Source organism: Marinomonas phycocola, assembly GCF_047525455.1.
In the GTDB taxonomy this organism is placed as follows: Bacteria; Pseudomonadota; Gammaproteobacteria; order Pseudomonadales; family Marinomonadaceae; genus Marinomonas.
On record NZ_JBLIXL010000003.1, the window covers coordinates 31,395 to 57,294 of the forward strand.

Here is a 25,900-nt window from a genome sequence, read left to right on the forward strand (position 1 = left end):
TTAAATGTTTAAATATCGAGCGTGTTTTCTAAAACACCTAATTGAGTGACGTCACCGTTTGTTTTTGCAATGGACACCAATTCCCATATAGAAACGTTGGCATAATCCTGTTTGGATGCATTGAATTGAAAAAAAGGTCAAAATTTTTCTATTATGTGTTTGTAAGCAAAATGCTTTATTGTTTTTTCCAGTAAAGACAGACAATATAAATCGATAGATACAATAATTTCATTTATCTTATTTTTGGGATTAATGGTTCTTGAAAAATAAATAAGTTGCTCTCCGTTTGCTTTAGCTGAGGGTGGGGTAATGATGTATGAAAAAGGATGGGTGTATGATTGGTCGAATTCAAGAAGGTGGTTTACAGATAGCAGAGTCACTTTGGAAGTTGGTAAATGAAGAAATCGCGCCTAATACTGGTATTGAGCCGTCTCATTTTTGGGATGAGCTTGAGTCCATTTTGTTTGAGTTTGCCCCTAGAAACCAAGCGCTTTTGAAAAAACGAGATGATCTACAAGCACAAATAGATGAGTGGCACAGCCAGCGAAAAGGCCAAGCGCACGATGCTGTTGCCTATAAAACATTTTTACAAACAATCGGTTATTTAGTAGAAGAAGGGCCGAGCTTCAGTATTACTACTGAAAATGTGGACTCTGAAATTGCGCTACAAGCCGGCCCTCAATTGGTGGTGCCTGTGAAAAACGCACGTTTTGCATTGAATGCAGCGAATGCGCGTTGGGGCAGTTTATACGATGCGCTCTATGGAACGGACGCTATTTCACTGGAAGAGGAGACAAGTAGAATATCTTCCTATAATCCAGTGCGCGGCGAAAAGGTCATTGCCTTTGCCCGTAGACATTTAGACAATGCCGCGCCATTGGAAGGCGGGCTTCATCAAGACGTTGTTGCGTATAAAATTAAAAATTCAGCGTTAATTGCCATGTTGGCAAATGGCGAAGAAGTGCCATTAGCGCAACCTGAAAAATGTATTGGTTATACAGGCAAAGCCATTGCACCCTCGTCCATTCTTTTGAAAAATAATGAATTACACATCGAAATTCAAATTGATCACACTCACATGATTGGCCAAACCGATGCGGCGGGTGTGAAAGATCTATTGGTGGAAGCGGCGGTGACCACCATTATGGATTGTGAAGATTCAGTTGCAGCGGTGGATGCAGAAGACAAAGTAGAGGTATATCGTAATTGGCTTGGTTTGATGAAGGGGACTTTATCAGAATCATTTACAAAAGCAGGCAAAACGGTAACGCGTTGTTTGAATGCAGACCGTGAGTATACGTCTTTAGACGGAGAGTCTTTCACGTTACACGGGCGCAGCTTATTGTTTGTGCGTAATGTGGGTCATCTAATGACCAATCCCGCTATTCTAGATAAAGAGGGTAACGAAATTCCTGAAGGTATTATGGATGGCATGATGACAGCGTTTGCTGCGATGCATGATTTAAAAGGATTGACGGATCGTAGAAACAGTCGAGTAGGCAGCGTAAATATCGTGAAACCCAAAATGCATGGCCCTGAAGAAGTTGCGTTTACCGTGGACCTGTTTGCCCGTATAGAAATCGCGTTAGGATTAGATAAAAATACCTTGAAAGTCGGCATTATGGATGAAGAGCGCCGTACTACGGTGAATTTAAAAGAATGCATACGAGCGGCCTCTGAGCGTGTTGTGTTTATTAATACGGGCTTCCTCGATAGGACAGGGGATGAAATTCATACTTCCATGATGGCTGGGCCTTTTGTGGCGAAATCGACAATGAAGCAGCAGGATTGGATAAAAGCCTATGAAGACTGGAACGTAGACATCGGCATTGAGTGCGGCCTTCCCGGAAAATCGCAAATTGGTAAAGGTATGTGGGCCATGCCAGATGAGATGGCGGCCATGTTAGAGCAAAAAATTGGACACCCACATTCTGGCGCAAACACCGCATGGGTTCCATCCCCCAATGGGGCGGTATTGCACAGTACTCATTATCATATTGTTAATGTCTCTGAGAGGCAAAGTGTTTTAGCCTATAGAGAACGGGCAAGCTTAGACGATATTTTACACATTCCTCTATTAGAAGAAGATCAAGAGCTAACGGCAGAAGAGATCCGATTCGAATTGGATAATAATGCGCAGGGGATTCTAGGTTATGTTGTACGTTGGATTGACCAAGGTGTTGGTTGTTCAAAAGTCCCTGATATTAATAACATTGGATTAATGGAAGACAGGGCAACGCTACGAATTTCATCTCAACACTTAGCCAACTGGTTGGAGCATGGGTTGTGTACGGAAGAGCAAGTTATGACCTCTTTAAAGCGTATGGCAGCCATTGTGGATGAGCAAAATGCGACAGACGCCAGTTATGACAAAATGTCACCTAAGTTTGATGGCATCGCATTTAAAGCGGCTTGTGATTTGGTTTTTAAAGGCAAAATCCAGCCCTCTGGCTACACCGAACCGTTATTGCATGCGTATCGGATTGAAAAGAAACAACAGCTATAAAATTGAGTCCAAGTTTATAGGGTCACTTCAAGAGGCCGTTTTTTTACTTTATTATAGGAGGTTTTTGATGATTTTATGTGAATTATATGACTATATTGAAATTGCCTGTATGCACCATTTAGAGGTGCTGCTGACGTTGAAAGACGGCACTGAATGGAAGGGGGTTGCACAAGATACCGCCCGTAATGCAAAGAAAGAGGAGTGTATTAAACTTATATTAACGGGCACAGGCGATGACCAGCTGGTGGTATTGGATGATCTTTTAATAATGGAATCGATTATCAAAAATCCGCACTTTCGCCGAGTCGATTTCCCCTCAGGTGCTACTGACTTCTGACAATTTGGGGTTTGGTTAAATAAAGACCAGTACCAGTCTGGATGTCCAGCACTGTTGTCTATAAGATAGTAGTGTTACTCTTTTTAGGTCACAGATGAATCTCTATCATGGAACAGTTACCTTACTTAAAAAAAATCACACTTAAAAGAGATCAAGTTATCTCTTTTAATGAGTTTCCTTTTACAATTCCGGCCATTAACAAATTTGATTCCCTTGAGTTTGATAAAAAAATCACTATTTTTGTTGGTGAAAATGGCAGTGGTAAATCGACATTACTCGAGGCCATTGCCGTTGGCCTTGGTTTTAATGCGGAAGGTGGATCTAAAAATTTCAATTTTGGAACACGAAATACGCATTCTCAACTGCATGAATGCATTCGATTTTCAAAGTCATTTAAAAAGTTCAGAGACGGTTTTTTTCTGAGAGCGGAAAGTTTCTACAATGTAGCAACAAATATTGATGAATTGGATGAGCAACCTATATCACCTTTCCTATCAGTACCAGATATCAAAGAGGGTTATGGTGGAAAATCGCTCCACCATCAGTCTCATGGTGAATCATTTTTATCTCTTATGATTAATCGCTTCTTCGGAAATGGTCTGTATATTCTAGATGAACCGGAAGCCGCATTGTCTCCTACTAGGCAGTTAGCTGTTCTAAGTCGTATTCATCAATTAATAGAAAAAGAGTCACAGTTTATCATTGCAACACACTCTCCGATTCTGATGGCTTATCCTAATGCACAACTTCTACAAATTAATGCCTCAGGCATTTCCCCCATCCACTACAAAGACACCGAGCATTACAATGTTATGAAGGCGTTTTTAAATAATCCAGAGTCCATGTATCAAGAGCTATTTGCTAAATAATGCTTGTATCCAAAACACCGTATTCTTAGGCCGCGTAGCAACCAAAATTAGGGTGCTCTTTGAGTGTTCTTGGCACACTTTACTTCGATTCGGTCGGTTTAGTAGACACACTTCTTAGTGGCACACTCTCCACAATATAAAGATCCCTTTCAAGGTAAATGTTGCGAACGATACTTTGCCTAAGTTCTTCCAATTCAAAGTTAAGCCGTCGAACGCTTCTGTTATAAACGGAGTGTTCAATACGTCTAATGACTTTTGTGGGCAAGGGTTTAAAAAGAAAATGTTCAGAATCAATGTGCAAACATTCTGTCGCTCAACTTAAGGTCAACCGCCTCTTCTCAGTGAGCTTTGGCAACCTGATTTGATTCAAAAAATTGTCAATCGGTTTAAGAGAGTGCAGTAAAGCTAAAACTTTGTTATAAACAGTCCGTAAGTTACTCATCGTGTTAGCATTTCTCTAGATCATTAATGGTAATCTCTTTTTGAGGGCGAGAACTTACTCTTTTCGCTTGATTCTCCAAATGCACCATGGGGTCTCCCATATAATACTACATTATTTTACTTTACACTCTCTCATATAATGCTACATTAAACGTTATCTTGTAGTTATAGCATTCGAAGGATCTGAGCGCGTTTATCTTTTTCAAATGGTTTTACTCTCTCTGAGGCAAACCTATGTGCTCATATTTTTCTCTTATATTTTCACGAAGGTTTATATGTTTCGCCATTCTTTAAAAAGAAAGATCAGTTTTATTGCGACATTTTCAGTACTTTTAACCAGCATTGCACTTACCTATTACTCCACTAACAAGTTGTCTTCTGCTATGGAAATCAATATGCAACAGCGTATCAGTGGCGTTTCAAATGCAGTCAGCTCCAATGTTGAATCTTGGATACACTCGAAATATAAAATATTAAACGCGTTGTCTGAGCAGCCGATAGACGATGTTGTTTTTATCAAACAATTAAATATGGCGGTATCTGCGGGAGATTTTTCTTCTATTTATGCGGGTCTAAATGATGGAACACGAGTGGGTGCAAACGGCATGTCCCGTTTTGTAAACAACTACGATCCACGACAACGACCTTGGTATAAAGCGGTTCAATCCTCTAATGAGGTAGAATTAATTGGCCCCTATAAAGATATAAACACCCAAGAAATGACATTTACCATTGCGAAGCCTCTTAACGCAAAACTAGGTGTAATTGGTGTCGATTTAAAAATCAAAAATCTCTTTTCAGCGGTCACTAATATCAATACTGGAGAGAACAGCCATCTTTTTTTATTGAATGAGAACGCTGAAATTATTGCGCACAAAGAAAAAGACCTCATACAGCAGAAAATATTCGAGACATATAAAGGGTTTACCCAAGAAAACTATTCATCATCGCTAAAACAAGGTTTGTACGTTGTGCTTGATAGCCCAAAGGGAGAAAAAATATTGCATTTCACTCCTATTAGAAACTCATCATGGGTAATCGGCATCGAAGCAGATTTAGCCACAGAACAAGAAGACTATTGGGCTGTATTTTATGCTCTTATAATCATCAGTATTATTATAACTTTAGCTGCTGTCTTACTAATGAACTGGATGGTGAATATACTGTTTAGAGATCTTTTCTCTCTACAAAAAGCACTTAAGGACATTGCTAACGGAGACGGAGATTTAACTCGTCGAATAAATATAAACAGTCATGATGAAATTGGCCAAGTTGCCAGTGACTTTAATCGCTTTACAGATAACCTGCATGCCATCATTCAACAGATGGATAAAGTTGCTCGTGGAATGACGGGTCAGGCAGACTCTCTATCGCATTCAGTTTTGGCCAATCGTCATCGCATTCAAGAGCAAGAAAAAAATACAGTAGAAGCATCTGACTCTGTCGAAAAATTAAATGATTCGACTCAATTAATTAATGACAATGTTGAAAATACCACGCAACAAATTTCCAGCACCTTAACACTAAGCGGGCAGGGGATTGTTCAAATGAAATCCAGTCAGCAATCGATCACACACCTCGCTAGCAAATTAAACGATACGAATAGCGTTGTCACAGAGCTAAATGAACAAGCACAAGGCATTGCTGGTATTGTATCTACTATTGAATCGATCGCTGAGCAAACAAACCTACTCGCGCTAAATGCGGCCATCGAAGCGGCTAGAGCGGGGGAAGCCGGGCGTGGATTTGCTGTTGTTGCTGATGAAGTACGAAGCCTTTCAAGTAGGACAAGCGCTTCCACCACAGAAATTCAGACAGTAATTATTAATATTCAAGAATCATCAATGAAAGCGGTTGAGCTGATAAAAGAAAGTACCTATTTAGCCTCAGGAAGTGTTAACGATGCAGACCAAGCGCAAAACATGATCAACGACATTATGTCGGCAGTACAAGAAATAGAGCGCATGGCGCAAAGTATTTCCTCAGTCACCCAAGATCAACTTAGTATCGGTAGAGACATCAATGTTCGCACGAATAATATCAAGTCTCTAGCCGATCAACTATCAACGGAAGCCGCGTCGACAGAAAATCAAGTGGATGAACTGAATCGTTTATCTTCCGACTTGCAACGAGAAACCAGTAAATTTGTTGTGTGATATATTCATAAGTAAAGCATTAGGGGGACACGTTTTTTTATCCCCCTAAAAGCAATAACTGCATGGCGGTGTTCTATGCGATCCGCTTTGAACTCAAACCAAACGTATTTCTAGCTTTTTACCCCAAACGGATACAAAATATTCTAACGTTGATAGCTTTACATCTTCAGAGTGATTTTCCATTCGAGATATAGCTCTCTTTTGGGTATGTGATTTAGACGCAAGATTTAATTGCGTTAATCTTGCTTCTTTCCGAGTATCTTTCAATAAAGCGCCAAACTTAAATGCTTGGTAGCCCTCGTTGTAGTCCTCTGCAATTTTGATCTTTTTTTGTGATCGACTGTTAGAAATTTACCATCTTCAGGTGTGTAGAAGTCAATTTTTCTATGTTGAGAGGTTAAATATATAAGTGGGCTCTCATAAAGAATTAAAATGGTACTGCTCGCATTTTTGTGTGTGTAAATAACTGGGTGGGCGTTCTGTATTTACCATAGATACCCTGTTTAAGTATAAGCGATTTTATTTATTTTCATGCTTCTTTCATCTATTTGTCTTCGCATTGGTTTTAATTTGTTATGTTATAATATAACATTTATTTGATTTTTATTATTTTTCACTACGTAGGGCATTAAATGAGTGAACATTTATTGAGTAACGAACGAGCAAACAAACTGCCAGTTACAGTGTTGTCGGGTTTTCTTGGCGCTGGTAAAACCACCTTACTTAACCATATTCTCAACAATCGTGAGGGTCGTCGAGTTGCGGTCATTGTGAATGATATGAGTGAAGTAAATATAGATGCTTCCTTGGTTCGAGAAGGAGGAGCCAAACTCTCGCGAACCGATGAAAAAATGGTTGAAATGAGCAATGGTTGTATTTGCTGCACACTCAGAGAAGATTTACTGCTAGAGGTAGAGAAACTTGCAAATGAGGGACGGTTTGACCAGTTGGTAATTGAATCGACGGGTATTTCAGAACCATTACCTGTTGCAGAAACGTTTACTTTTGAAGGGGAGGACGGCCGTTGTCTAAATGAAGTTGCACAGCTTGATACTATGGTTACCGTTGTTGACGCGTTTAATTTTCTACGTGATTACAGCTCGCAGGATGGTTTACAAGAACGTGGAGAGTCTTTAGGAGAGGAAGACGATCGTACGGTGGTTGATTTATTAATTGAGCAAATTGAATTTTGTGATGTGATTATTATTAATAAAATTGATTTGGTGAGTGAAGAAGAACGAGAGCGTTTAAAGGCCATTCTTCTTAGCCTGAATACCAGAGCCAAAATTGAAATTTCTGAATTTGGTAAGGTGCCATTAGAGAGCATATTAAATACGGGATTATTTAATTTTGAAGACGCTTCTTTAGCGCCAGCATGGTTGCAAGAAATCCGTGGGGAGCATGTTCCAGAAACTGAAGAATACGGCATTAATAGTTTTGTATACAGAGCGAGAAGGCCATTTCACCCAGAGCGTTTCTATGACTTGATTAATCAAGATTGGCCTGGTGTCATACGTTCCAAAGGGTATTTTTGGTTGGCGAGTGATCCAAGTAAAGCAGGCAGTTGGTCACAAGCTGGAGGCGCGGCAAGACATGGCCCTGCAGGGTATTGGTGGGTATCTGTGCCAAAAGAGCATTGGCCTACTGATGAAGAATCTGTCGCTTGGATTTATGAAAAGTGGGATGAAAAAGTCGGTGATGCGCGTCAGGAATTGGTTCTAATTGGTATGGATATGGATGAAGATGCGTTGCGTCTGTCTTTGAATCATTGCCTGTTAACGAATGAGGAGCTTGCTCAAGGAATGGACGTTTGGAAAACATGGACAAACCCTTTTATCGAATGGGCTGAGTCCATTTAATTTCTGATTTCGATAAGAAGCCATTACAAGGAATAAAAAAACAATGAACAACCTACTTCCTGATGTGTCTATTTCTGATATGGCGTCCAATGAGTCCCCTTTAGAGTGGGTTGGCATGCAGGGAATCGATCTCCCCATTACGATTGCTGACGCTGAATATCAAAAAGAGTTACATGCGCGTGCTGATGTTCAAGTGAATTTACCTGCCGCCCACGTAAAAGGCATTCATATGTCGAGGCTTTATCGATTACTAGCAACACTCAGTGATGGAAAGGCCCTATCTCCTTGCCGTTTAGAAGCGCTATTACTCTCGATGATTGAAACGCATCACGATTGTCTGACAGACAGTGCTCGGCTGCGTTTGGAGTTTGATCTGCTTATTCGTCGTCCGGCATTAATTACTCGTGATATATCAGGGTGGAAAGCGTATCCCGTCCGTATAGACGCACAAATCATTAAAAACACCTTATATATCAACGCGACTGTAACAGTGGAGTATTCTTCAACTTGTCCATGTTCGGCAGCATTGTCTCGACAATTAATCGAACAGCGTTTTCTAGGGGACTTTTCAAATCAAGAAAACATAAGTCCAACAGATGTTAGCCAATGGCTAAAGGAAAATGCGACCTTAGCAACACCTCATAGTCAACGTAGTGAAGCCATTGTTTGTATTGAAATCCCCAGTGATATAAACACTTTTTCATTATTGTCGCTAATAAATAGTATTGAAAAAGCATTAGGAACACCGCTTCAAACGGCGGTGAAACGAGCGGATGAACAAGCGTTTGCAAAACTAAATGGCCAGAATTTGATGTTTGTTGAGGATGCTGTACGGAAAATTCAAGCAGAGCTAAGAGGCTCTTTTACTGGTTCTAAAGTGAATGTACGTCATTTAGAAAGTTTACACCCACATGACGCCGTTGCTTGGTCGTAGAGGCTTTTAGAAGATCTAAATAGAATGGTTTTTACCACCTAGGTATGGGTTGTCAAAGGCCAATAATTAGGTGGGTTTTCTGTAGTGACTTTTTCGTTGATTGAAATAGAACGGACTGCTTATCCTTAACATTATTTTCCCTCATCCTTGAGTTTGGTTTTTTAGTTTAGACAGTGATTAGAGAAACATCAATAAAGTAATAGGTGTCCAGTATTACGACATTAATTGGTCAGAATTAATATGCCTATCCTGTTAATTTTTTGTTAAAATTAGCGATTAAGTGAGACCTTGATGATACGGGAGCCGTCAATATATGGTCGGATAACTAGCTATAATTCATTAATCGCTTTTATCAACAAGCTAAACGCTATTACAAGAACAATGACACCCGAGGCTCGATTGATGTTAGATGAAATGAGCGTAACACCTTTAAACCGACTTCCAAAAAAAGCATACGAATATGCCATTGTTAATTCTGCGAGCATCGCAATAATTCCTAGAAGAGCGAACTTAGTAAAAAAATTATCCGATGGGTAGATGAAGTTAGGAAAGATAGATAAAAAAACCAAAATAGCTTTTGGGTTCGATAGCGCGGTCAAAAACTCTTGGCGAAAATATTGCTGGAAAGCATCTTGGCCACTCTCGACCGTGGCTGCTTTTGAGAATAGAAACTTTATGCCTAGCCAAAGCATATAGAGACTGCCTAAAATCTGAGCATAATTGAGAATGCCTTTATCAATACTAACAGCCGAAAAAAGTAATAAAGCAGAAATCGACATCAGTAATAAGTAAGGGGGAAAACGGCCTAAGCACCCAACCATTGTCGCCAGCATGCCTTTTCGTACTGAATAATTAAGGCATAGAATATTATTTGGCCCTGGTAATGCACTTAAAGCAAGACAATTAAAAAAGAATACACTAAGCGCTTCCACATTCCATCTCCTTAATTTTCTCAATGAAGGCATTGTTAATGTGAATCTGCTGAGGCGCGATTCTACACCAGTGGTTTTTTAGACCAAATGCACTTCCTGATGCAACTGAAATCCCTATATTACTGAATTCCTCACTAAGTTCTTTTACATTCTCATTATTACATAACAGCGTGTTTGCACTTCCTTTAATAACAGTAAAATTTAATGCTTCTAAATAAGATGATAATCGTATTTTTTCAGCATGAATTTTAGCGACGCTGTTTACTAAAAAATCACTGTCATCTATCGCTTTTATGGCTGCGTCACATGCAGTTCCTGAAACTGGAAAAGGAGGACGTGATCGATCTATTAGCCTTAGCATTTCGGGTGAAGCAATAGCATAACCAACTCGTAAGTTAGCAATCCCATAGGCTTTTGAAAACGTCCTAAGCACAATTAAATTAGGAAAGTCCGAAACGTATTTTGCACATGACTCCCCGCCAAATTCGATATTTGCTTCATCAACGATTAATATATAATCGTCGCTGTATAGATTGTTAATGATTGACTCTGGAGAGAGATATTCCCCAGTTGGGTTGTTTGGGTTACAAAGATAAACGATCTTAGTATTTGCTCTAATAACGTGCTTGAATTGCTTTAGATTAAGGTATATTTCATTTTCCATAGAGACATAACTAATAGCTGCACCACATAATTTTTCTGCAATTTTCTTTTGTAATTTTTTGGTTTGTTCAAAAGGATATGAAGAAATGTTCTTGTCTGCTGGCTCTGTTTCGATAGTCGGGCTAGACCCATAAGGGTTAGTCGTTAACGTCATACTGATTGGCATGGCTTTTTTTGATGCGTAGACGCCATCACCAGACTCATCAAACTTTACTAAATAGGGGCAGAAAAAACGTTTAAAGTCGAGTTTTTTCTTAAGAGAATAGTCCATTTGAGCTCCATGCTTCCTTTGAAAACGACAGTTAATCTGTATTTTCTTTAATTAAGGGATAGACGACTGAGATAATCAAAGACATCCAAGTAAAAAAAGCATCAATATAATATTAAAAACACAACGAAACTCAAATAATTAATCAGGATTTATAGTTATTTCTTGTCATTTCACACAGCGATAACCTCGTAATTCAGTAGAAACGAGAAAATCTAGACGAGCAAAATCAATCACCCTTTTGTGATGTCATTTTAGTGAGGTGAGAGCAATAAAATACCTGAATTAGGCTAACAATCGGCAGCACCGTTTATTCGGTCTTGCTCTGGGTTGACTGTTTCATACTCTGAGTTTGGCCAGCGACGCCATGTGTATTTTCTTCAAACTTTGTCGCAATTTCTATCCAGTTTTCTGAATCGGTCCCTAGACGTTGAAGTATGGGAGACAAGGATAAATCAATCGCGCCACGTTTATCATGTCGAACAATACGCCCTGTAAGATCAATAAGTTGCACCAACTAGTAAAAGGCTTCTGTCTTTTATACGCTGACGACGACAGTGACGCAAGCAGAAAAGACGAAGGCTTTGCTGAGTGTGATTATTTGATTTTGTGGTGATTGAGGATGGTTTAGAACGCTGTCAGCCTGAAGACTGACCTGGAAATCTATTGATCAATAGGGAGCGCTAATTGAACTCATTAAAACTATTAATTTCCGATTATCAATCATTTTAATTAATATGAATTTTGTCGAAACGAGCGGTCTTTTTCACTCGTTACCCAATTTTAAAATGAATAATGAATCGGAGAAATAGTTATGACAACGTCTTTAATTAATACAGAGATCAAACCTTTTAACGCATCTGCTTTTAAAGATGGCAAGTTCATTGACGTATCGGAAGCGGATTTAAAAGGCAAATGGGCGGTTTTCTTTTTCTACCCTGCTGATTTCACATTTGTTTGCCCAACAGAGCTTGGCGATATTGCTGATCATTATGAAGAGTTCCAAAAACGTGGCGTAGAGATTTACTCTGTTTCTACTGATACGCACTTTACTCACAAAGCGTGGCACGATTCTTCAGACACCATTGGTAAAATCCAATACACAATGATTGGTGATCCAACAGGTGCTATTACTCGTAACTTCCAAGTAATGCGTGAAGATCAAGGTCTAGCGGATCGTGGTACTTTTTTAGTTGATCCAAACGGTGTGATCCAAGCAATGGAAATTACGGCAGAAGGTATTGGTCGTGATGCTGAAGATCTGCTTCGTAAAGTGAAAGCAGCACAATACGTTGCAGCTCACCCGGGTGAAGTTTGCCCTGCAAAATGGAAAGAAGGTGAAGAAACATTGGCTCCTTCATTGGATCTAGTGGGTAAGATCTAAGCAAATACTTTCGTTAAGAAAGCACTAGGTAGAAGCAAACCTCTTTTAAGCCAGTATGAAGATCCTTTCATGCTGGTTTTTTTGTTTTCAATCGTCCTAAAGTGCTGGCTACTTTTCACAGAAAGTAAGCCATAGGTTTTTTATATTTAAATCATTAAAACTATCAATTTCTATAATTTAATTATTTTTACTAATATATCTGTATTGAAAATCATTAAGAAGCAGAGTCCGTCATCAAGTAAATTTACATCGTTTGTTACTTGATTGAAAAAGACGCTTACAAGATAACGACCATGAGGAATGAACCATGTTAGATGCCAATATTAAAACTCAACTAAGCGCTTACTTAGAAAAACTGGTTAACCCAATTGAATTAACGGTTAATAGCAACGGCTCAGAAAAATCACAAGAGTTGTTGAGCCTAGCGCAAGACATTACGTCTTTATCAGATAAAATCACTTTAACAGAAACAGCGGATTTCAATAAAAAAGCCCCTTCTATGAGCATCTCGGCGCAGGGTGAAGCGCCTAGAGTTTCCTTTGCTGGCATTCCAATGGGGCATGAATTTACCTCTTTAATTTTGGCGTTGTTGCAGTCTGGTGGACACCCTGCAAAAGAAGAGCAGGCTATTTTGGAGCAAATTCAAGAGCTTGATCAAGAGTGTGTTTTTGAAACCTACATTTCGCTATCTTGTCAGAATTGCCCAGAAGTGGTTCAAGCATTGAACCTGATGTCGATTCTGAACCCGAAAATTCAACACACTATGATTGACGGTGCGTTATTTCAAGAAGAAGTAGAAGCTCGCAATATATTAGCCGTACCTGCGGTATACCTAAATGGTGAGTTACTGGGTCAGGGGCGTATGAGTTTGGACGATCTTGTGAATAAAGTGGATGCGGGGGCCAGTGAAAAACAAGCTGCGAGTCTGTCAGAAAAAGACGCTTACGATGTGCTGGTTGTTGGTGGTGGCCCAGCAGGTGCCGCATCGGCCATTTATTCTGCTCGAAAAGGCATTCGTACGGGGGTGGTGGCAGAGCGTTTTGGTGGGCAGGTGAGCGACACCATGGCGATTGAAAACTTTATTTCTGTTAAAGCAACAGAAGGCCCTAAACTGGTGGCGAATTTGGAACAACATGTTCTTGATTACGATGTGGATTTGGTAAAAAACCAGCGTGCGCAAAAAATTATACCAGCGGATCAATCAAGCAGTGGTTTGATTGAAGTCGAGCTAGCCAGCGGTGCGACATTGAAGAGCCGTACGGTGATTGTTGCAACGGGCGCTCGTTGGAGAGAAATGAACGTACCGGGAGAGCAAGAATATCGTGGACGTGGTGTGGCATACTGCCCACATTGTGATGGCCCGCTATTCAAAGGTAAAAAAGTCTCGGTTATTGGCGGGGGAAATTCAGGTATTGAAGCGGCGATTGATCTAGCAGGTTTGGTTGAGCATGTGACGGTTTTTGAATTTGCTGATACGTTAAGAGCGGATGAGGTGCTGATTCGTAAAGCAAATTCGTTAAGTAACGTAACGATTATTAAAAATGCCATGACAACCGAAGTGCTTGGAGATGGAAATCGCGTAACAGGCATGAGGTACCAAGATCGCGTTTCGGGTGAGCATCATCAGGTCGAACTAGCGGGAATTTTCGTTCAAATAGGCTTATTGCCAAATACGGACTTCTTGAAAGGCGATGTGGCGTTGAGTGAACGTGGTGAAATTGAAATTGATGCACGCGGTGAGACATCTGTAAGCGGTGTATTTGCCGCTGGGGACGCAACAACCGTACCGTATAAGCAAATTATTATTGCTATGGGAGCAGGCGCAACCGCCTCGTTGGCCGCTTTTGACCACTTGATTCGTTCATCTGCACCCGAGAAGAAAGAGCAGGCGGCTTAATCATTAGCTGATAGTGTTAGGTTGATCGTTATTAAATGAATAGACTCTGGATTGATTGAGAGTTATAGCAACAAGAAGAAGCTGTCTTCTTGTTGCTTTTCTTTTGCCTCTTTCTCTAGTCGCTTTTTTTGTCGTTAGGGTGTGTGAGACCGTGAATGTGTTTGAGAATGAGAGTGGAAAGTAAAAGGCGATTGATCTAATTGCTCAAAAGAGAACTTTAAACAATTTTTACCTGAATCCTTGGCTTGGTACAGTGCATTATCAATAGCAAGCAACGACGCTTTATGCTTTATCGGATAGAATATCCCCGCACCAATACTCAATGTAACAGGGCGGTTCAACCCAAAATCATAGTGGGCAATCTCTTCCTGCATAGTGGCTATTTCATTGATGAAATCTTCTTGAGAATCTCCATGAAACAGTATGGCAAACTCTTCACCTCCCCATCGAACCACGTCACTTGATTCACCTAAAGATTGGTTCATAATTTGCGCTAGGCGATGGAGTACTCTGTCTCCTTCATCGTGCCCGTGTAGGTCATTTATTTTTTTAAAGTCGTCAATGTCAATCATGGCAAAAAACTGCTCATCGGTTGAGCTTAGTAAGATATTTTCAAGATGCCTTCTATTTTTTAGCCCCGTTAACATATCGGTAAAGGCGAGATCTTTGAGCTTCTCATTGGTTTCTTTTAAGCGCTTTTGAGACTCTATTCGGCTGAATTCATAAGCACAGGCCATAGCAAACAAAATAACGTAGATGGAAGTGAGTTGCATAATGCTGATTTTGGTAAAGGTGGCAGGTTGCCATATTCCTAAGTGGCTAGTACAGAGCCAAGCAAACGCCATAAAGTACAGAGTGCTATAAATTACCCCCCACTTAAAACTTAATAGAAAAATACTAATAACAGGAATAACCAGAGCAATCGACAGTGCGTAGGATTGATTACCAATCATAACCATGACAATGCTACACAGCCCTGTAATCATTAAAAGAAAAAGCATGGATGCTGTAAAAATTTGTTGCTTCTTAAGAATTAAATACAAGCTAATACAACAAATGGTCAAGCTGATTGAATGAGCGACAATAATGTTTGGATTTTTCATCCGATAAATATTGAGTGCTAAAAAGCAAACCATGCCAAAAGCAACCACTAAGATAGAGGTAAGTAGGATTGCAATGTGACGGTATTCTGGATGAGAGGTATCAATGTGTAAGTATTGATGGAGAATTCTACTTATCATAAATCATAACCTAGTGATTTTGGTTAAATGAGATCATTGCATAGAAAATTCTTTTCTTATGAGCACTGATTTTTATCAATATAGCATAGATACCATGCCATGTTTCTTAGCATTAGCGGCGGCGTTTATGGCTAAGACGTAAACGGTTCAATTAGTTTTATAAACATACTGATGGATAGGCCAATAATGATAAAGCTCGAAAAGACGTTTGTCACACAATGGACGGTTCTCAATTCGTTTTACTTTGTCTTTCTTTATGTGGTCAGATGGATAAGGTCAGAATGGGGTCAGAGAGCGAGTGCTTTTAAATAGTTTAATGCGACGCTTAAACGAGTGAAAGAAGAAACGATGAGTAATAAATTTCAGCAAGAAAAAACCTAATACACAGACCTTTTTTAGCCAGCAGGTTTTAGTGTATTAGGTTTTTACTAGAAAACTAACTATGCCACACTTCGAATCTGAATTCAGATTTGGACAATACAGTTAATTTTAAAATGCAGTCTACTTAAACACGGTATGTACTATTTTGTAATACCTTCAAAAAACATATTTACAGTGAAGTGGGTCGCACCAATTTTTGAACCGTCGATATTGAAGTCAGCAAATTTAAGGTCCGTGCTGCCTTCAAACCCTGCGCGGTAATCGCCCCAAGGAGAATTCCCTTCGCCAATTAAGTTTGCATCAAACGTAATGGATTTACTTACACCATGTAGGTTTAAGTCACCTGTTACAGTAACTTTGCCATCACCCATACTTTTGATCATTGTGCTTTTAAATGACGCTTGAGGGTATTTATCTACATCTAAGAAATCAGAGCTCATGATATGTTTATCACGTTTTGCGTGATTCGAATCAAAGCTTGTGGTATCGATTGTCACATTGATGCTTGAGTCATTTGGTCGGTCTTTATCGTATTCAAAAGTACCAGAAAAATCATCAAAGCGACCTTTTACCCAGCTAATACCAAGGTGTGATACTTGCACATCAATTTGTGAGTGTGCGCCTGCTTTAGAGTCATCGATGTTATAAGTAGCGGCGCCTACGAAGGTGCTGCTAGCAATAACGGCGGCTAATAACGTGCTTTTAATTAAAGTTTTCATTATTTTTCCTTGATTCCTAACATGTTAGTGAGAGTGGTGTCTTTATCAATGAAGTGGTGCTTTAGTGCGGCTAATGTATGCAAAGCAATTAATGCCATGAGACCTAAAGCCGCTAAACGGTGAACATTACCAGCAAGAGTTGCTTGGTTTTCAAAAAACTCATTAGGACCAGGGATGATAAACCAATCAAAAATTTCTAGCCCTTGGCCGCCCGCAAATGAAATTAATAATCCTGTAATTAAAATTAAAAAGAGAATGGCATACATACCGAGATGGGCTAGTTTACTGGCAATATTAACAAATTGTGAGTTTGTCTTTGGCGGAGTTGGAGAAACATTACGGACTCTCCAAACAACACGAAAAAGCATAATGAATAAAACAAGAATACCGACAGCTTCATGAATCTTAGGGCCAAGTGTATAAAACGAATCGTAATAAGAGAGATCCATCATATAATCGCCTAAGAAAAAAAGACCAATAATAGGCAAGACAAGTAACCAATGAATGACAATAGTTACCCACCCAAACTGAGTATTGGTGTTTTTATAGTGATTAATAACGCTCATACCGTACCAAATAATTATTGTAATTCTGTGTAATTGTAAAACTTGATGCCTGTTAGTCTAAATAAAAAAAAACCGCTGTAATCAAGATGAGCTTAATTTAATTAATTAATTCAACTTCCTGAATTTTCTTGACGGTTTTCTTACATAGGTTACACAAATAACGCATTCGGATATTTATATATTATGTGATATGAATATGAGTTGGCATTGTTTGTGTCTATATGGTGAGACAGATGATTAATGGATAAGTTCAACGTGTTATTGCTAAAGCGGACTTGAATTCAAGAAAACAAAAAGCCCGCGTTCATTATGAATAAACGCGGGCCTCTAGTTGAGATTAATTGTATTTAAGTCGAATTAGTCACCTAGTACAATGCCTTCACGACGAGGGTCTGCACCTCCTAAGAGTTTGCCTTCTTGCACTAAAATACCTTGAATTCCAGAGTTTAAATCACGTACGTTTACTTTGAACCCCATTGCCGTTAGCGGTGCTTCAAAAGATTCGGCAGACGTGCCTTTTTCCAAATCATAGGTACCAAAACGATTTAACATATTTGGTAAGCTGATCGCAGATTGGATGTCCATGCCCCATTCCATGTGCGCAATAATGGTTTTAGAAACATAGCCAATAATACGAGAACCACCCGGAGAACCTACAACCAAATAAGGCTGGTCGTCTTTCATAACAATGGTTGGTGACATGGATGAGCGAGGGCGTTTACCCGGCTCTAAACGGTTGGCAATTGGGTACCCGTCCTTATGACTTGCAAAGGAGAAGTCTGTCAACTCGTTGTTCAGTAAGAAGCCATTACTCATGACATTAGAGCCAAAACCGTTCTCAATCGTAGTAGTGACAGAAACCGAGTTGCCTTCGCCGTCTACAATGGAGATGTGGCTAGTAGAAGGAAGCTCAATTGAAATGTCGTCTGCCATAGCGATCGGCATGCTCCATTGAGGTTCACCTGCTTCAACTTTTTCTAAAGCCGTTCCTGGGGTAATGAGTTTTGCTCGGCTTTCTAGATAAGTGGCATCAAGTAAGCCGTCTGGCATAGGAACAAAGTCTGTATCTGCCATGTAGCGCCCACGATCGGCAAAGGCAAGACGAGACGCGTCACCGATTATCTGCCATGCTTCAGCAGACTCTGGCCCCATACCTGCTAAGTCAAAGTGGCTGGTAATGCCTAAAATTTGTCCTACGGTGAGAGCGCCTGAACTTGGAGGCCCCATACCGCAAATATCAAACTGTTTATAAGGTAAGCAAGTTGGTGCTCTCTCTTTAACTGTGTAATTTGTAAAATCGGTTTTTGACAGCACCCCTGGATTATCACTGATGCCGCGAACTTTTTTAACAATATCGTCTGCTATATAGCCTGTATAAAACGCATTGGCACCTTGTGTGGCTAATGTGGCCATGGTTTCTGCATAGGCTTTATTTTTTAGAATAGTGCCTTCTTGAAGGGCATTACCTTCGTCATCTAAGAAGTAAGCGCTTGTTTCTGGATAACGCATTAGGCGTTTTTTACTGCCATCAATAGAACTTGAAAGACGGGCGGAAACAGCAAAACCATTTTTAGCTGTGTCCATTGCTGGTTGTAGCAAATGATGCCAAGACAAACGACCAAATTTTTCGTGTAAATCGCCCATTAATTTGACAGTACCCGGTGTACCAACGGAGCGACCACCAACAACAGCGTCATAGAATTTTAGTGTTTTGCCTGTTCCGTCTTGAAATAATTCAGGCGTTGCTTCTAAAGGAGCCGTTTCACGGCCATCAAACGTGGTTAATTTCTTGGTTTTTGCGTCGTAATAAACCACAAACGCGCCGCCGCCAATGCCAGAAGATTGAGGTTCAACCAAGCCTAACATCATTTGAACTGCCACTAGAGCATCGATGGCTGAGCCGCCTGCTTTTAATACGTCATATCCTGCTTGAGTTGCGATTGGGTTGGCTGCTGCAACCATGAATTTATTGGATTCAACTAACTCTTTTTGGATAACACCGCTGGCTGCTTCTGGGGCCACTGCGTCTGCGTTTTGCGCAGAAGACAGTGCGGTTGAAGATAAGCCCATCATCAGACTGGAAAACCCGATGCTGATGACTAGCTTTTTAAAAGGTAATGCCATTTTGCTCTTCCTCTTTCGTTTTTTGTCATTTGATCAAAACACAATTCAATTTGATTGAAAAGCAAGAAATAGGCCTAAAAAATGAAAAATAAAAAGAGAATGGTTATTTAGTCAAGATTAATGGTTTGGCTTTGTTCGAGATAATAGAACAAAACAGTGCCGCTTTACCTTTATGTCGATAATACTAAGAGGAGCAGAGCGACGATTTGATTGAGTCGATAAGTGTTTTTTGCTCGATTAGTTTATCGCTGAATTTATTTCTTGAGACCATGCTAAGTTCGCTTCTTTTTGAAACGATTTCCAATCACCCTTTAACCAGCGTTGGCGCCCTCGTTCTGCGAAAAATAGATGAAGCTCATCACCAAAAAATTCCCATACTTTTCCATTTGTACTGATTAGTCCTTCTCCCAAACTAAGAGCATTGGCACAGTGGCCATTGTATTTAGGAACATAGGCTTCTGGTGAGGCTAAAAATTTGTCAGCAGACGCTTGGCTTGCAAAATGCCATTCAGCACCTTTCCATAAAACGGTATAGAGTGATTGTCCTTTTTCTGTTGGAGTACGGCCTATATTATTAGTTTTATAATAAGCTGTAGCGTCATGACCACCAATGGCGGTATTACCCCAAAAGCCTGTACTTACAGGCTGTGCAAATAGCGTACTGATACCGAAAAAGACACTGATAAAAGCGGCTGAGATTAAGGTTGTTAATTTTATGGGTTTACTCCTACTAACTGAATGGTTAGATCTGTATTCCAATAGTGTTTAATGAATTGATATGTGATTGGACTGTTTCGTTCTTCGCTTTTTATGTGGCTTTTTCTTACTGCTTTTGCACTCAAAATTAATATTGTTCTGGATGAAGAAACGGGGCCATTGTCAGAATGAGGGCTTCGGTATAAGTACTCACACGTGTTGCGCCGTGATTGGTTAATAAGCCAATTGCTCCGCCTTGTTGTTTTATATTGTGGGTATGGAATCGTCTATCTATCACATCTCCAAGTTCTGTGCCTTCAATAAGGTCATTATAAATCGCCAAAGGAAGGGGCAATCGAGCGCTGCATCCAATGCTTTGTTGGTTTGATGAGAGAACGGCAACATAGGCAAAGGTCGCTGGCCCATCTTCAAAAATATCGACACCGCCTTCAAAGGCAATAAAGTAATCTATTTCATCTTCTGAATTGAATTGATTTTTACAATACTTGGCTCTGTTGAGAGCGCCTTCACGTGTGTCTTTTGATGTTATTGGTTGGATAGGCACGCCAGACGGTGCTTTTATTCCTCGACAATCGATTTCAAGTTGCGGATGAAGACGCGCCATGGCTGTTTGTACTGCACTAATTTTAACTGGATTCGTTGAGCCAACGATCACTTTCAATAACGACATGATTTGTTTAAAACCTCTAGTTTTACCTTATGTATAAATGGCTAGAGAAGATCTGATTGTTCACTATCTTCTGCATTAAGGTAAGTGTAAATTGCAATAATCCCTTTGTTTACTCCTGAATTCAAGTTCGAAGTGCGACACTTTTTATTTCAAGCAGCTAAATCCCATTGTTTAACCGCATGTAAGTAATGTTCCATTCCGTGATCTTCTATTCCATCGATGCCTTCTTCACTGGCTGCGCTGACGGCACCATCAACGTAGTCAATAAAGCGGAACCAGAATCCGGGCTCGCGATGGATGGCTTTTTCTTCTGATATATACAGATAGCTACCAACATGGCTGTATCCCATTAGACGAGCGGGTACTCTGGTAACAAGGTCATTATTGTTATGAAAACGGAAAAAACGAGATTGACATTCCATATTGAAAAGCTGTGCTGTCTCTCGGGTAAGCGCACGAGGCTGTCCAAATGTATAAACACTGCTAAAAGGTTTGTCTTGCTGGATAAAGTGGGCTGCGGCAATGGTTGCCATGGCACCACCTAAGCTGTGTCCAGTAAAGAAAACAGGTCTTTTTTTCTGTTGCTGAAGCATGTTACAACGATCGTATAAAACGGCCCAGACATCCATTAAGGCGTTCCAAAAGCCTCGATGGAAAGAGCCAAATAGAGCTTGAGTGGAAAATGCATTGATGTTGTCAATCCAATCCGCAATTTCATCGGTGCCTCTAAATGCGAAACTTAAATAGTTCTCGTGTTCGATTAAGGCCGCTTGAGCGCTGTTTTTATCTGCGCTGAAAACAGATATAAATTGCTCATCTTTTGCTTTTAAATTACGTAATATTCCGATTTCATCGGGCTTTTTATTTCCCTCGGAAATGGATAAATAGACTTCACTTGCAAGTGTCGCCATCCAATAGGCATTTCCTGAATCCAGCGATGTTTTATAAGGTGAAACGGCTTTCATACTGTGATCTCCATATTTATAGAATAAATTGGTGTCTCTTTATTTATTGTTGATCTGCTTGTGAATACAATTTTAAAGGAACGCTAGCACTTGAGTGAGTAATGATCAAATACTATTTATCTAATAAAATAGTAGAGTGGTAGAATGGCACATTTTCAAAAAAATGCATTTGCTGTTGGTACTATATGTATTTGATATTGAAGTAAAATTAGGCCGTAGTGCGTATGATTCTTTTGTATAGGTTATATAGAGGTTGTACAGGAAGTCATAGGTTCTCCACCTGTGTGGGAGCGTTATATGGAAGACTACTATGACGCTTATCGACAAAGAGAATAAATAAGGGCTTGATGTTTTTGTGTTATCTATCGATTAATCATGGCCATTAGTCATCAACTCACAGTGTTTTTTTCATAAACCATCTTTTATGGGTGGGTGGATTTTGATTGTCATCGTTGGATAATTCTCCGAATACCTTGTACCCAAGCGTTAAGTAAAAATTCATGGCGTCCGGGTTGGAGGTATCTAGCCACGCTGAATGACAGCCTAACGCTTTGCCTTTTTGTTCCGCTTCTTTCATTAACGATCGACCTATTCCTGAGTTTCTTTCAGTTATATCGACCCACAGGATTTTTATTAATAGCCAGCTGTATGACGTACTTGCGGTAATTCCACCAAGTATTTTACTTTCTTCGGTGTTATCTCTTGCCGACAAAACGAAGCCAGTATTGAGGGATTGTGGAAGTGCTTCGTGTAATGATTCAAGCAGTTTGCTTTCAATAAAATGTACGATGTTTTCATCGTCTTCTTGAATGACTATACGGTCTTTATTTATGATGTTACTCATTGTCTCTCCTGCTATGGCTCTGTATAAAAATGTGCTTAAGTATATTATTTTGATTCACGAGAGGATTCAAAGGCATCATATTGAGGCAATACCTTATCAAGCTCTTCCCAATTGGCTCTTGAGCTTATGTAGGGCATGCCATTCAGAAACAGGTTGAATCGGCGGGTTTTAGTATCGTTCGTGAATATTGTGGCCATAGCATTGGCAGAGAAATGCATGAAGAGCCCCAAGTGTTGCATTATGGAAGACCGAATACGGGTGTGGTTTTAGAAGTAGGAATGACATTTACCATTGAGCCTATGGTTAATCAGGGCAGTGCAAAAACGAAATTGAAAAAAGATAATTGGACGGTTGTGACGAAAGATAAAAAGCTGTCAGCACAATGGGAACATACGGTTTTAGTTACTCAAGATGGTTATGAAGTGCTGACATTAAGAAGTGAAGAAAACGCTTTAAATTAGTTGATGTTGCTGTAAGTTATACGTGGCAAAATAAGCCAGATGTTAACAATTAGCAGGAACAGGCATGCAGTACGATTGGATAATGTTTGATGCGGATGAAACCCTGTTTCATTTCAATGCATTTGAAGGGTTAAGAACGGCGTTTATTGAATTTGATGTGGATTTTTCAGCAGCAGATTACGATGAGTATCAAGCGCTGAATAAGCCCCTTTGGGTGCAGTATCAAAATGATGAAATAGACGCAGAAACTTTAAAAAATCGTCGTTTTTCAGAATGGGCAAAGCGATTAAATGTCAGCGAAATGACATTAAATGCGGCGTTTTTGAAGGCAATGACACAGGTTTGTACTCCGCTGGATGGTGTACTGGATTTGCTGAACGCCCTCCAAGGTCAGGCTAAACTGGCTATTATCACTAATGGATTTACGGATTTACAACAGAGCCGCTTGGAGCGTAATGGATTGCAGCATACCTTTGAGTTTTTAGCTATTTCTGAACAGGTTGGTGTAGCCAAACCGAATAAGGGCATCTTTGAATTTGCGTTTGAAAAAATGGGTCACCCCGCGAAGGACAAAATTCTTATGGTTGGTGATACCTTAACATCGGACGTGTTAGGTGGTTTGAATGCGGGCATCGATACCTGTTGGTATAACCCTCACTCCTTGAGTAATACCGAAAACTTTTCTGCAACCTTTGAAGTTTCTTCCCATGATGAGTTAAAACGCTTCTTGATTCAGGCATAATAGCGTCCATTTGATTTTAGGTGGACATGACTTTTGGACAATTTAGACCAACCCCATACGGTAGAGCAATTACGAAACGGTGAGTTGACAGGCTTAACTCACTTAACGCTATCGGAAAAATTGACTGACTTTCCTCGAGAAATTTTCTCATTAGCAGAAACGTTAGAGGTACTGGATTTATCCAATAATCTTTTAACAGATTTGCCTGCTGATCTTTCACGTTTGACCAAGCTGCGTATTTTATTTTGTTCCAATAATCGATTTACGCATTTACCCGAAGGGTTGGGGGTGTGTGATTCTTTAGAGATGGTTGGTTTTAAACACAATCAAATTACTGAGGTGTCAGAAAATTCATTATCAGAAAACCTTCGCTGGTTGATATTGACCGACAATCAAATTACAAAATTGCCTGAGAAATTGGGCGAATTGTACCGATTAGAGAAGTTAATGTTGACGGGTAACCGCTTAACTCAGTTACCTGAATCCATTGCTCGCTGTAAAAGCTTAGCCCTATTGAGGATATCTGCCAATCAACTGACAGACTTTCCGTATTTGTTATTAAGCTTGCCTCGTTTGGCGTGGTTGGCTTTTTCTGGTAACCCTTTTTGCGAAGAAAGAGACGAACATGCTGACGTTCAAACGATTTCTAGTGATCAGCTAGAGTGGGGAGACGTGCTTGGAAAAGGGGCTTCAGGTGTTATTTTTCGTGCTGCTTGGAAGGCTACTGAAGAAAATAATTTAATAACTACGCATGATGACGTTGCAGTCAAAGTGTTTAGGGGGCAAGTGACGAGCGATGGGTACCCGCAAGATGAATTGGATGCATGCTTATCTGTAGGGCACCATCAAAATATCGTAAAACCGTTGGCAAAAATAGCGGAAGAAAATCAGTCTTCATTGATTATGGAATTGATTCCTGAAACGTTCAGAAATCTAGGGCAACCACCTACTTTTGAAACCTGCAGCCGTGATACCTTTACTCAAGATCAGCGTTTTTCTATTGCTGAAATCCAAAATATCATTGCTCAAATGGACAGCGTGATGGCGCATTTAAAAGCCAAGCGTATTTCTCATGGGGATCTTTATGCGCACAATGTTTTGATTGATCCGGATGGTCGGATTTTATTTGGAGATTTTGGTGCCGCGTCAAAATACGACGTATTACCCATGTATCAACAACATGGTATTCAACGGATAGAGCAAAGAGCGATGACGCATTTTATTGAAGACATGCTAGGCCTATGTAATGACGAAGATAAGCAGACAGACGCTTATTATGATCTAAAACGTCGCATGTTTAATATCGGTTAACCTCTTTCTTATCGTGAACCTGAAGTCTTCTCATGTCGTTGTTAATGCTTTTCAGTAGTGAAATAGAGAAGGCTAGGTACAATGAAGACCATACTATTTTGGAATCCCTCCTTTTATGAGTAAATTGTTTGTTATTGGCATGGGACCAGGTGATTTGGATCTGGTTACACCGAAGGCGTTGTCGGCATTAAAAGCCAGTTCTGATATGGTGGCTTATGGTTATTATTTGGATTTATTAGGTGAAATTTGTGATGGTAAACAACATCATGATTTACCGTTAGGTGAAGAAATTGGTCGTGCTCGTTTGGCGTTGAACTTGGCTGCGTCAGGTAAAACAACGGCACTTATTTCCAGTGGTGACATTGGTATTTATGCCATGGCGACCTTGGTGTTTGAATTGCTCGATCAGCAGTTGCAAGGTAACGAATCTCACCCTGAATGGTTGAATGTGGATATTGAAGTGGTTCCCGGTATTTCAGCAATGCAAGCTGGAGCCAGCCGAGTCGGGGCCATGTTAGGGCATGATTTTTGTACCATTTCCTTATCGGATTTATTAACGCCTTGGGAAACCATTGATAAACGCATTCATGCCGCGGGCGAGGGGGATTTTGTTGTGTCATTTTACAATCCTGTTTCACGTAAAAGAGACTGGCAACTAAATCATGCTCGTGATGTATTGTTGCAATATCGCCCTGCCTCTACGCCAGTAATGATTGGCCGTCAGCTTACTCGTCCTGAAGAAGACATTACCTTTACTACTTTGGGCGAATTGGATGCGAGGCAAGTGGATATGTTTACTATGGTCAGTGTTGGCAACAGTGAATCGCGTCATATTGTGAATAGCAGTAAGCACTGGATCTATACACCTCGTGGGTATTCAAAGAAACTGTAAACAATTTACTAAAACCAAGGC

Annotated in this window: 23 protein-coding genes and 1 pseudogene; 12 read left to right on the top strand and 12 right to left on the bottom strand. The window is 40.1% G+C overall.

Features of this window, described 5'->3' with window-relative positions:
- The first annotated feature begins 334 nt into the window (after window positions 1-334).
- From ACMUMJ_RS03170 to ACMUMJ_RS03185, 4 genes are all read left to right on the top strand, one after another.
- Window positions 335-2,506, top strand: a complete 2,172-nt coding sequence (locus ACMUMJ_RS03170; RefSeq protein WP_414677349.1) for a malate synthase G — start codon at window positions 335-337, stop codon at window positions 2,504-2,506.
- 67 nt (window positions 2,507-2,573) lie between these two features.
- The gene (locus tag ACMUMJ_RS03175; RefSeq protein ID WP_414677350.1) at window positions 2,574-2,843 is read left to right on the top strand and encodes a Rho-binding antiterminator; all 270 of its coding nucleotides are present in this window, start codon (window positions 2,574-2,576) and stop codon (window positions 2,841-2,843) included.
- A 107-nt stretch (window positions 2,844-2,950) separates the two neighbouring features.
- Window positions 2,951-3,712 carry an AAA family ATPase gene (locus ACMUMJ_RS03180; protein WP_414677351.1) on the top strand — a complete coding sequence of 254 codons (762 nt, stop codon included), beginning with the start codon at window positions 2,951-2,953 and terminating at the stop codon, window positions 3,710-3,712.
- A gap of 716 nt (window positions 3,713-4,428) precedes the next feature.
- On the top strand, window positions 4,429-6,309 hold the full coding sequence (locus tag ACMUMJ_RS03185; protein ID WP_414677352.1) for a methyl-accepting chemotaxis protein: 1,881 nt from the start codon (window positions 4,429-4,431) through the stop codon (window positions 6,307-6,309).
- Between the two features lie 93 nt (window positions 6,310-6,402).
- Here the strand turns inward: ACMUMJ_RS03185 and relB are convergent, their stop codons facing one another.
- On the bottom strand, window positions 6,403-6,576 hold the full coding sequence (relB, locus tag ACMUMJ_RS16870) for a type II toxin-antitoxin system RelB family anti-toxin (protein WP_527195814.1): 174 nt from the start codon (window positions 6,574-6,576) through the stop codon (window positions 6,403-6,405).
- 365 nt (window positions 6,577-6,941) lie between these two features.
- On the opposite strand from relB, the gene zigA reads away from it, so the two are divergent.
- Both zigA and folE2 read left to right on the top strand, forming a co-directional pair.
- Entirely contained in the window at window positions 6,942-8,168 is a 1,227-nt protein-coding gene (gene zigA / locus ACMUMJ_RS03190; RefSeq protein ID WP_414677353.1) for a zinc metallochaperone GTPase ZigA, read from the top strand.
- Window positions 8,169-8,211: 43 nt separating this feature from the next.
- On the top strand, window positions 8,212-9,102 hold the full coding sequence (folE2, locus tag ACMUMJ_RS03195) for a GTP cyclohydrolase FolE2 (RefSeq protein ID WP_414677354.1): 891 nt from the start codon (window positions 8,212-8,214) through the stop codon (window positions 9,100-9,102).
- A gap of 329 nt (window positions 9,103-9,431) precedes the next feature.
- Here the strand turns inward: folE2 and ACMUMJ_RS03200 are convergent, their stop codons facing one another.
- From ACMUMJ_RS03200 to ACMUMJ_RS03210, 3 genes are all read right to left on the bottom strand, one after another.
- Window positions 9,432-10,034, bottom strand: coding sequence for a LysE family translocator (locus ACMUMJ_RS03200; protein ID WP_414677355.1), 603 nt, complete (start codon window positions 10,032-10,034; stop codon window positions 9,432-9,434).
- Entirely contained in the window at window positions 10,021-10,968 is a 948-nt protein-coding gene (locus tag ACMUMJ_RS03205; protein ID WP_414677356.1) for a pyridoxal phosphate-dependent aminotransferase, read from the bottom strand. The genes ACMUMJ_RS03200 and ACMUMJ_RS03205 overlap by 14 nt, the downstream gene beginning before the upstream one ends.
- Window positions 10,969-11,275: 307 nt before the next feature.
- Window positions 11,276-11,482, bottom strand: coding sequence for a hypothetical protein (locus tag ACMUMJ_RS03210; protein ID WP_414677357.1), 207 nt, complete (start codon window positions 11,480-11,482; stop codon window positions 11,276-11,278).
- A gap of 297 nt (window positions 11,483-11,779) precedes the next feature.
- Between ACMUMJ_RS03210 and ahpC the strand changes: the two genes are divergently transcribed.
- Both ahpC and ahpF read left to right on the top strand, forming a co-directional pair.
- The gene (gene ahpC, locus ACMUMJ_RS03215; protein WP_414677358.1) at window positions 11,780-12,349 is read left to right on the top strand and encodes an alkyl hydroperoxide reductase subunit C; all 570 of its coding nucleotides are present in this window, start codon (window positions 11,780-11,782) and stop codon (window positions 12,347-12,349) included.
- Between the two features lie 307 nt (window positions 12,350-12,656).
- Window positions 12,657-14,246: an alkyl hydroperoxide reductase subunit F gene (gene ahpF / locus ACMUMJ_RS03220; RefSeq protein ID WP_414677359.1), complete on the top strand. Its 1,590-nt coding sequence runs from the start codon at window positions 12,657-12,659 to the stop codon at window positions 14,244-14,246.
- Between the two features lie 134 nt (window positions 14,247-14,380).
- On the opposite strand, the gene ACMUMJ_RS03225 is transcribed toward ahpF, so the two are convergent.
- From ACMUMJ_RS03225 to ACMUMJ_RS03260, 8 genes are all read right to left on the bottom strand, one after another.
- Window positions 14,381-15,487: a GGDEF domain-containing protein gene (locus ACMUMJ_RS03225; protein ID WP_414677360.1), complete on the bottom strand. Its 1,107-nt coding sequence runs from the start codon at window positions 15,485-15,487 to the stop codon at window positions 14,381-14,383.
- Between the two features lie 521 nt (window positions 15,488-16,008).
- Entirely contained in the window at window positions 16,009-16,587 is a 579-nt protein-coding gene (locus ACMUMJ_RS03230; RefSeq protein WP_414677361.1) for a YceI family protein, read from the bottom strand.
- A complete protein-coding gene (locus ACMUMJ_RS03235) occupies window positions 16,587-17,153 on the bottom strand; it encodes a cytochrome b (protein WP_414677362.1) in 567 nt (188 codons plus the stop codon). The genes ACMUMJ_RS03230 and ACMUMJ_RS03235 overlap by 1 nt, the downstream gene beginning before the upstream one ends.
- Window positions 17,154-17,510: 357 nt before the next feature.
- On the bottom strand, window positions 17,511-19,277 hold the full coding sequence (ggt, locus tag ACMUMJ_RS03240) for a gamma-glutamyltransferase (RefSeq protein ID WP_414677363.1): 1,767 nt from the start codon (window positions 19,275-19,277) through the stop codon (window positions 17,511-17,513).
- A gap of 237 nt (window positions 19,278-19,514) precedes the next feature.
- The gene (locus ACMUMJ_RS03245; protein WP_414677364.1) at window positions 19,515-20,036 is read right to left on the bottom strand and encodes a YHS domain-containing (seleno)protein; all 522 of its coding nucleotides are present in this window, start codon (window positions 20,034-20,036) and stop codon (window positions 19,515-19,517) included.
- 85 nt (window positions 20,037-20,121) lie between these two features.
- Entirely contained in the window at window positions 20,122-20,664 is a 543-nt protein-coding gene (yjjX, locus tag ACMUMJ_RS03250) for an inosine/xanthosine triphosphatase (protein ID WP_414677365.1), read from the bottom strand.
- 149 nt (window positions 20,665-20,813) lie between these two features.
- Window positions 20,814-21,629, bottom strand: a complete 816-nt coding sequence (locus ACMUMJ_RS03255) for a lipase family protein (RefSeq protein WP_414677366.1) — start codon at window positions 21,627-21,629, stop codon at window positions 20,814-20,816.
- A 394-nt stretch (window positions 21,630-22,023) separates the two neighbouring features.
- Entirely contained in the window at window positions 22,024-22,473 is a 450-nt protein-coding gene (locus ACMUMJ_RS03260; protein ID WP_414677367.1) for a GNAT family N-acetyltransferase, read from the bottom strand.
- Between the two features lie 128 nt (window positions 22,474-22,601).
- Between ACMUMJ_RS03260 and ACMUMJ_RS03265 the strand changes: the two are divergent.
- From ACMUMJ_RS03265 to cobJ, 4 genes and pseudogenes are all read left to right on the top strand, one after another.
- Window positions 22,602-22,934: pseudogene (locus tag ACMUMJ_RS03265) on the top strand (M24 family metallopeptidase); the annotation flags it as partial.
- A gap of 64 nt (window positions 22,935-22,998) precedes the next feature.
- The gene (gene yjjG / locus ACMUMJ_RS03270) at window positions 22,999-23,676 is read left to right on the top strand and encodes a pyrimidine 5'-nucleotidase (RefSeq protein WP_414677368.1); all 678 of its coding nucleotides are present in this window, start codon (window positions 22,999-23,001) and stop codon (window positions 23,674-23,676) included.
- Window positions 23,677-23,709: 33 nt separating this feature from the next.
- A complete protein-coding gene (locus ACMUMJ_RS03275) occupies window positions 23,710-24,987 on the top strand; it encodes a leucine-rich repeat-containing protein kinase family protein (protein WP_414677369.1) in 1,278 nt (425 codons plus the stop codon).
- A gap of 115 nt (window positions 24,988-25,102) precedes the next feature.
- Entirely contained in the window at window positions 25,103-25,879 is a 777-nt protein-coding gene (gene cobJ / locus ACMUMJ_RS03280; protein ID WP_414677370.1) for a precorrin-3B C(17)-methyltransferase, read from the top strand.
- Window positions 25,880-25,900: the final 21 nt, after the last annotated feature.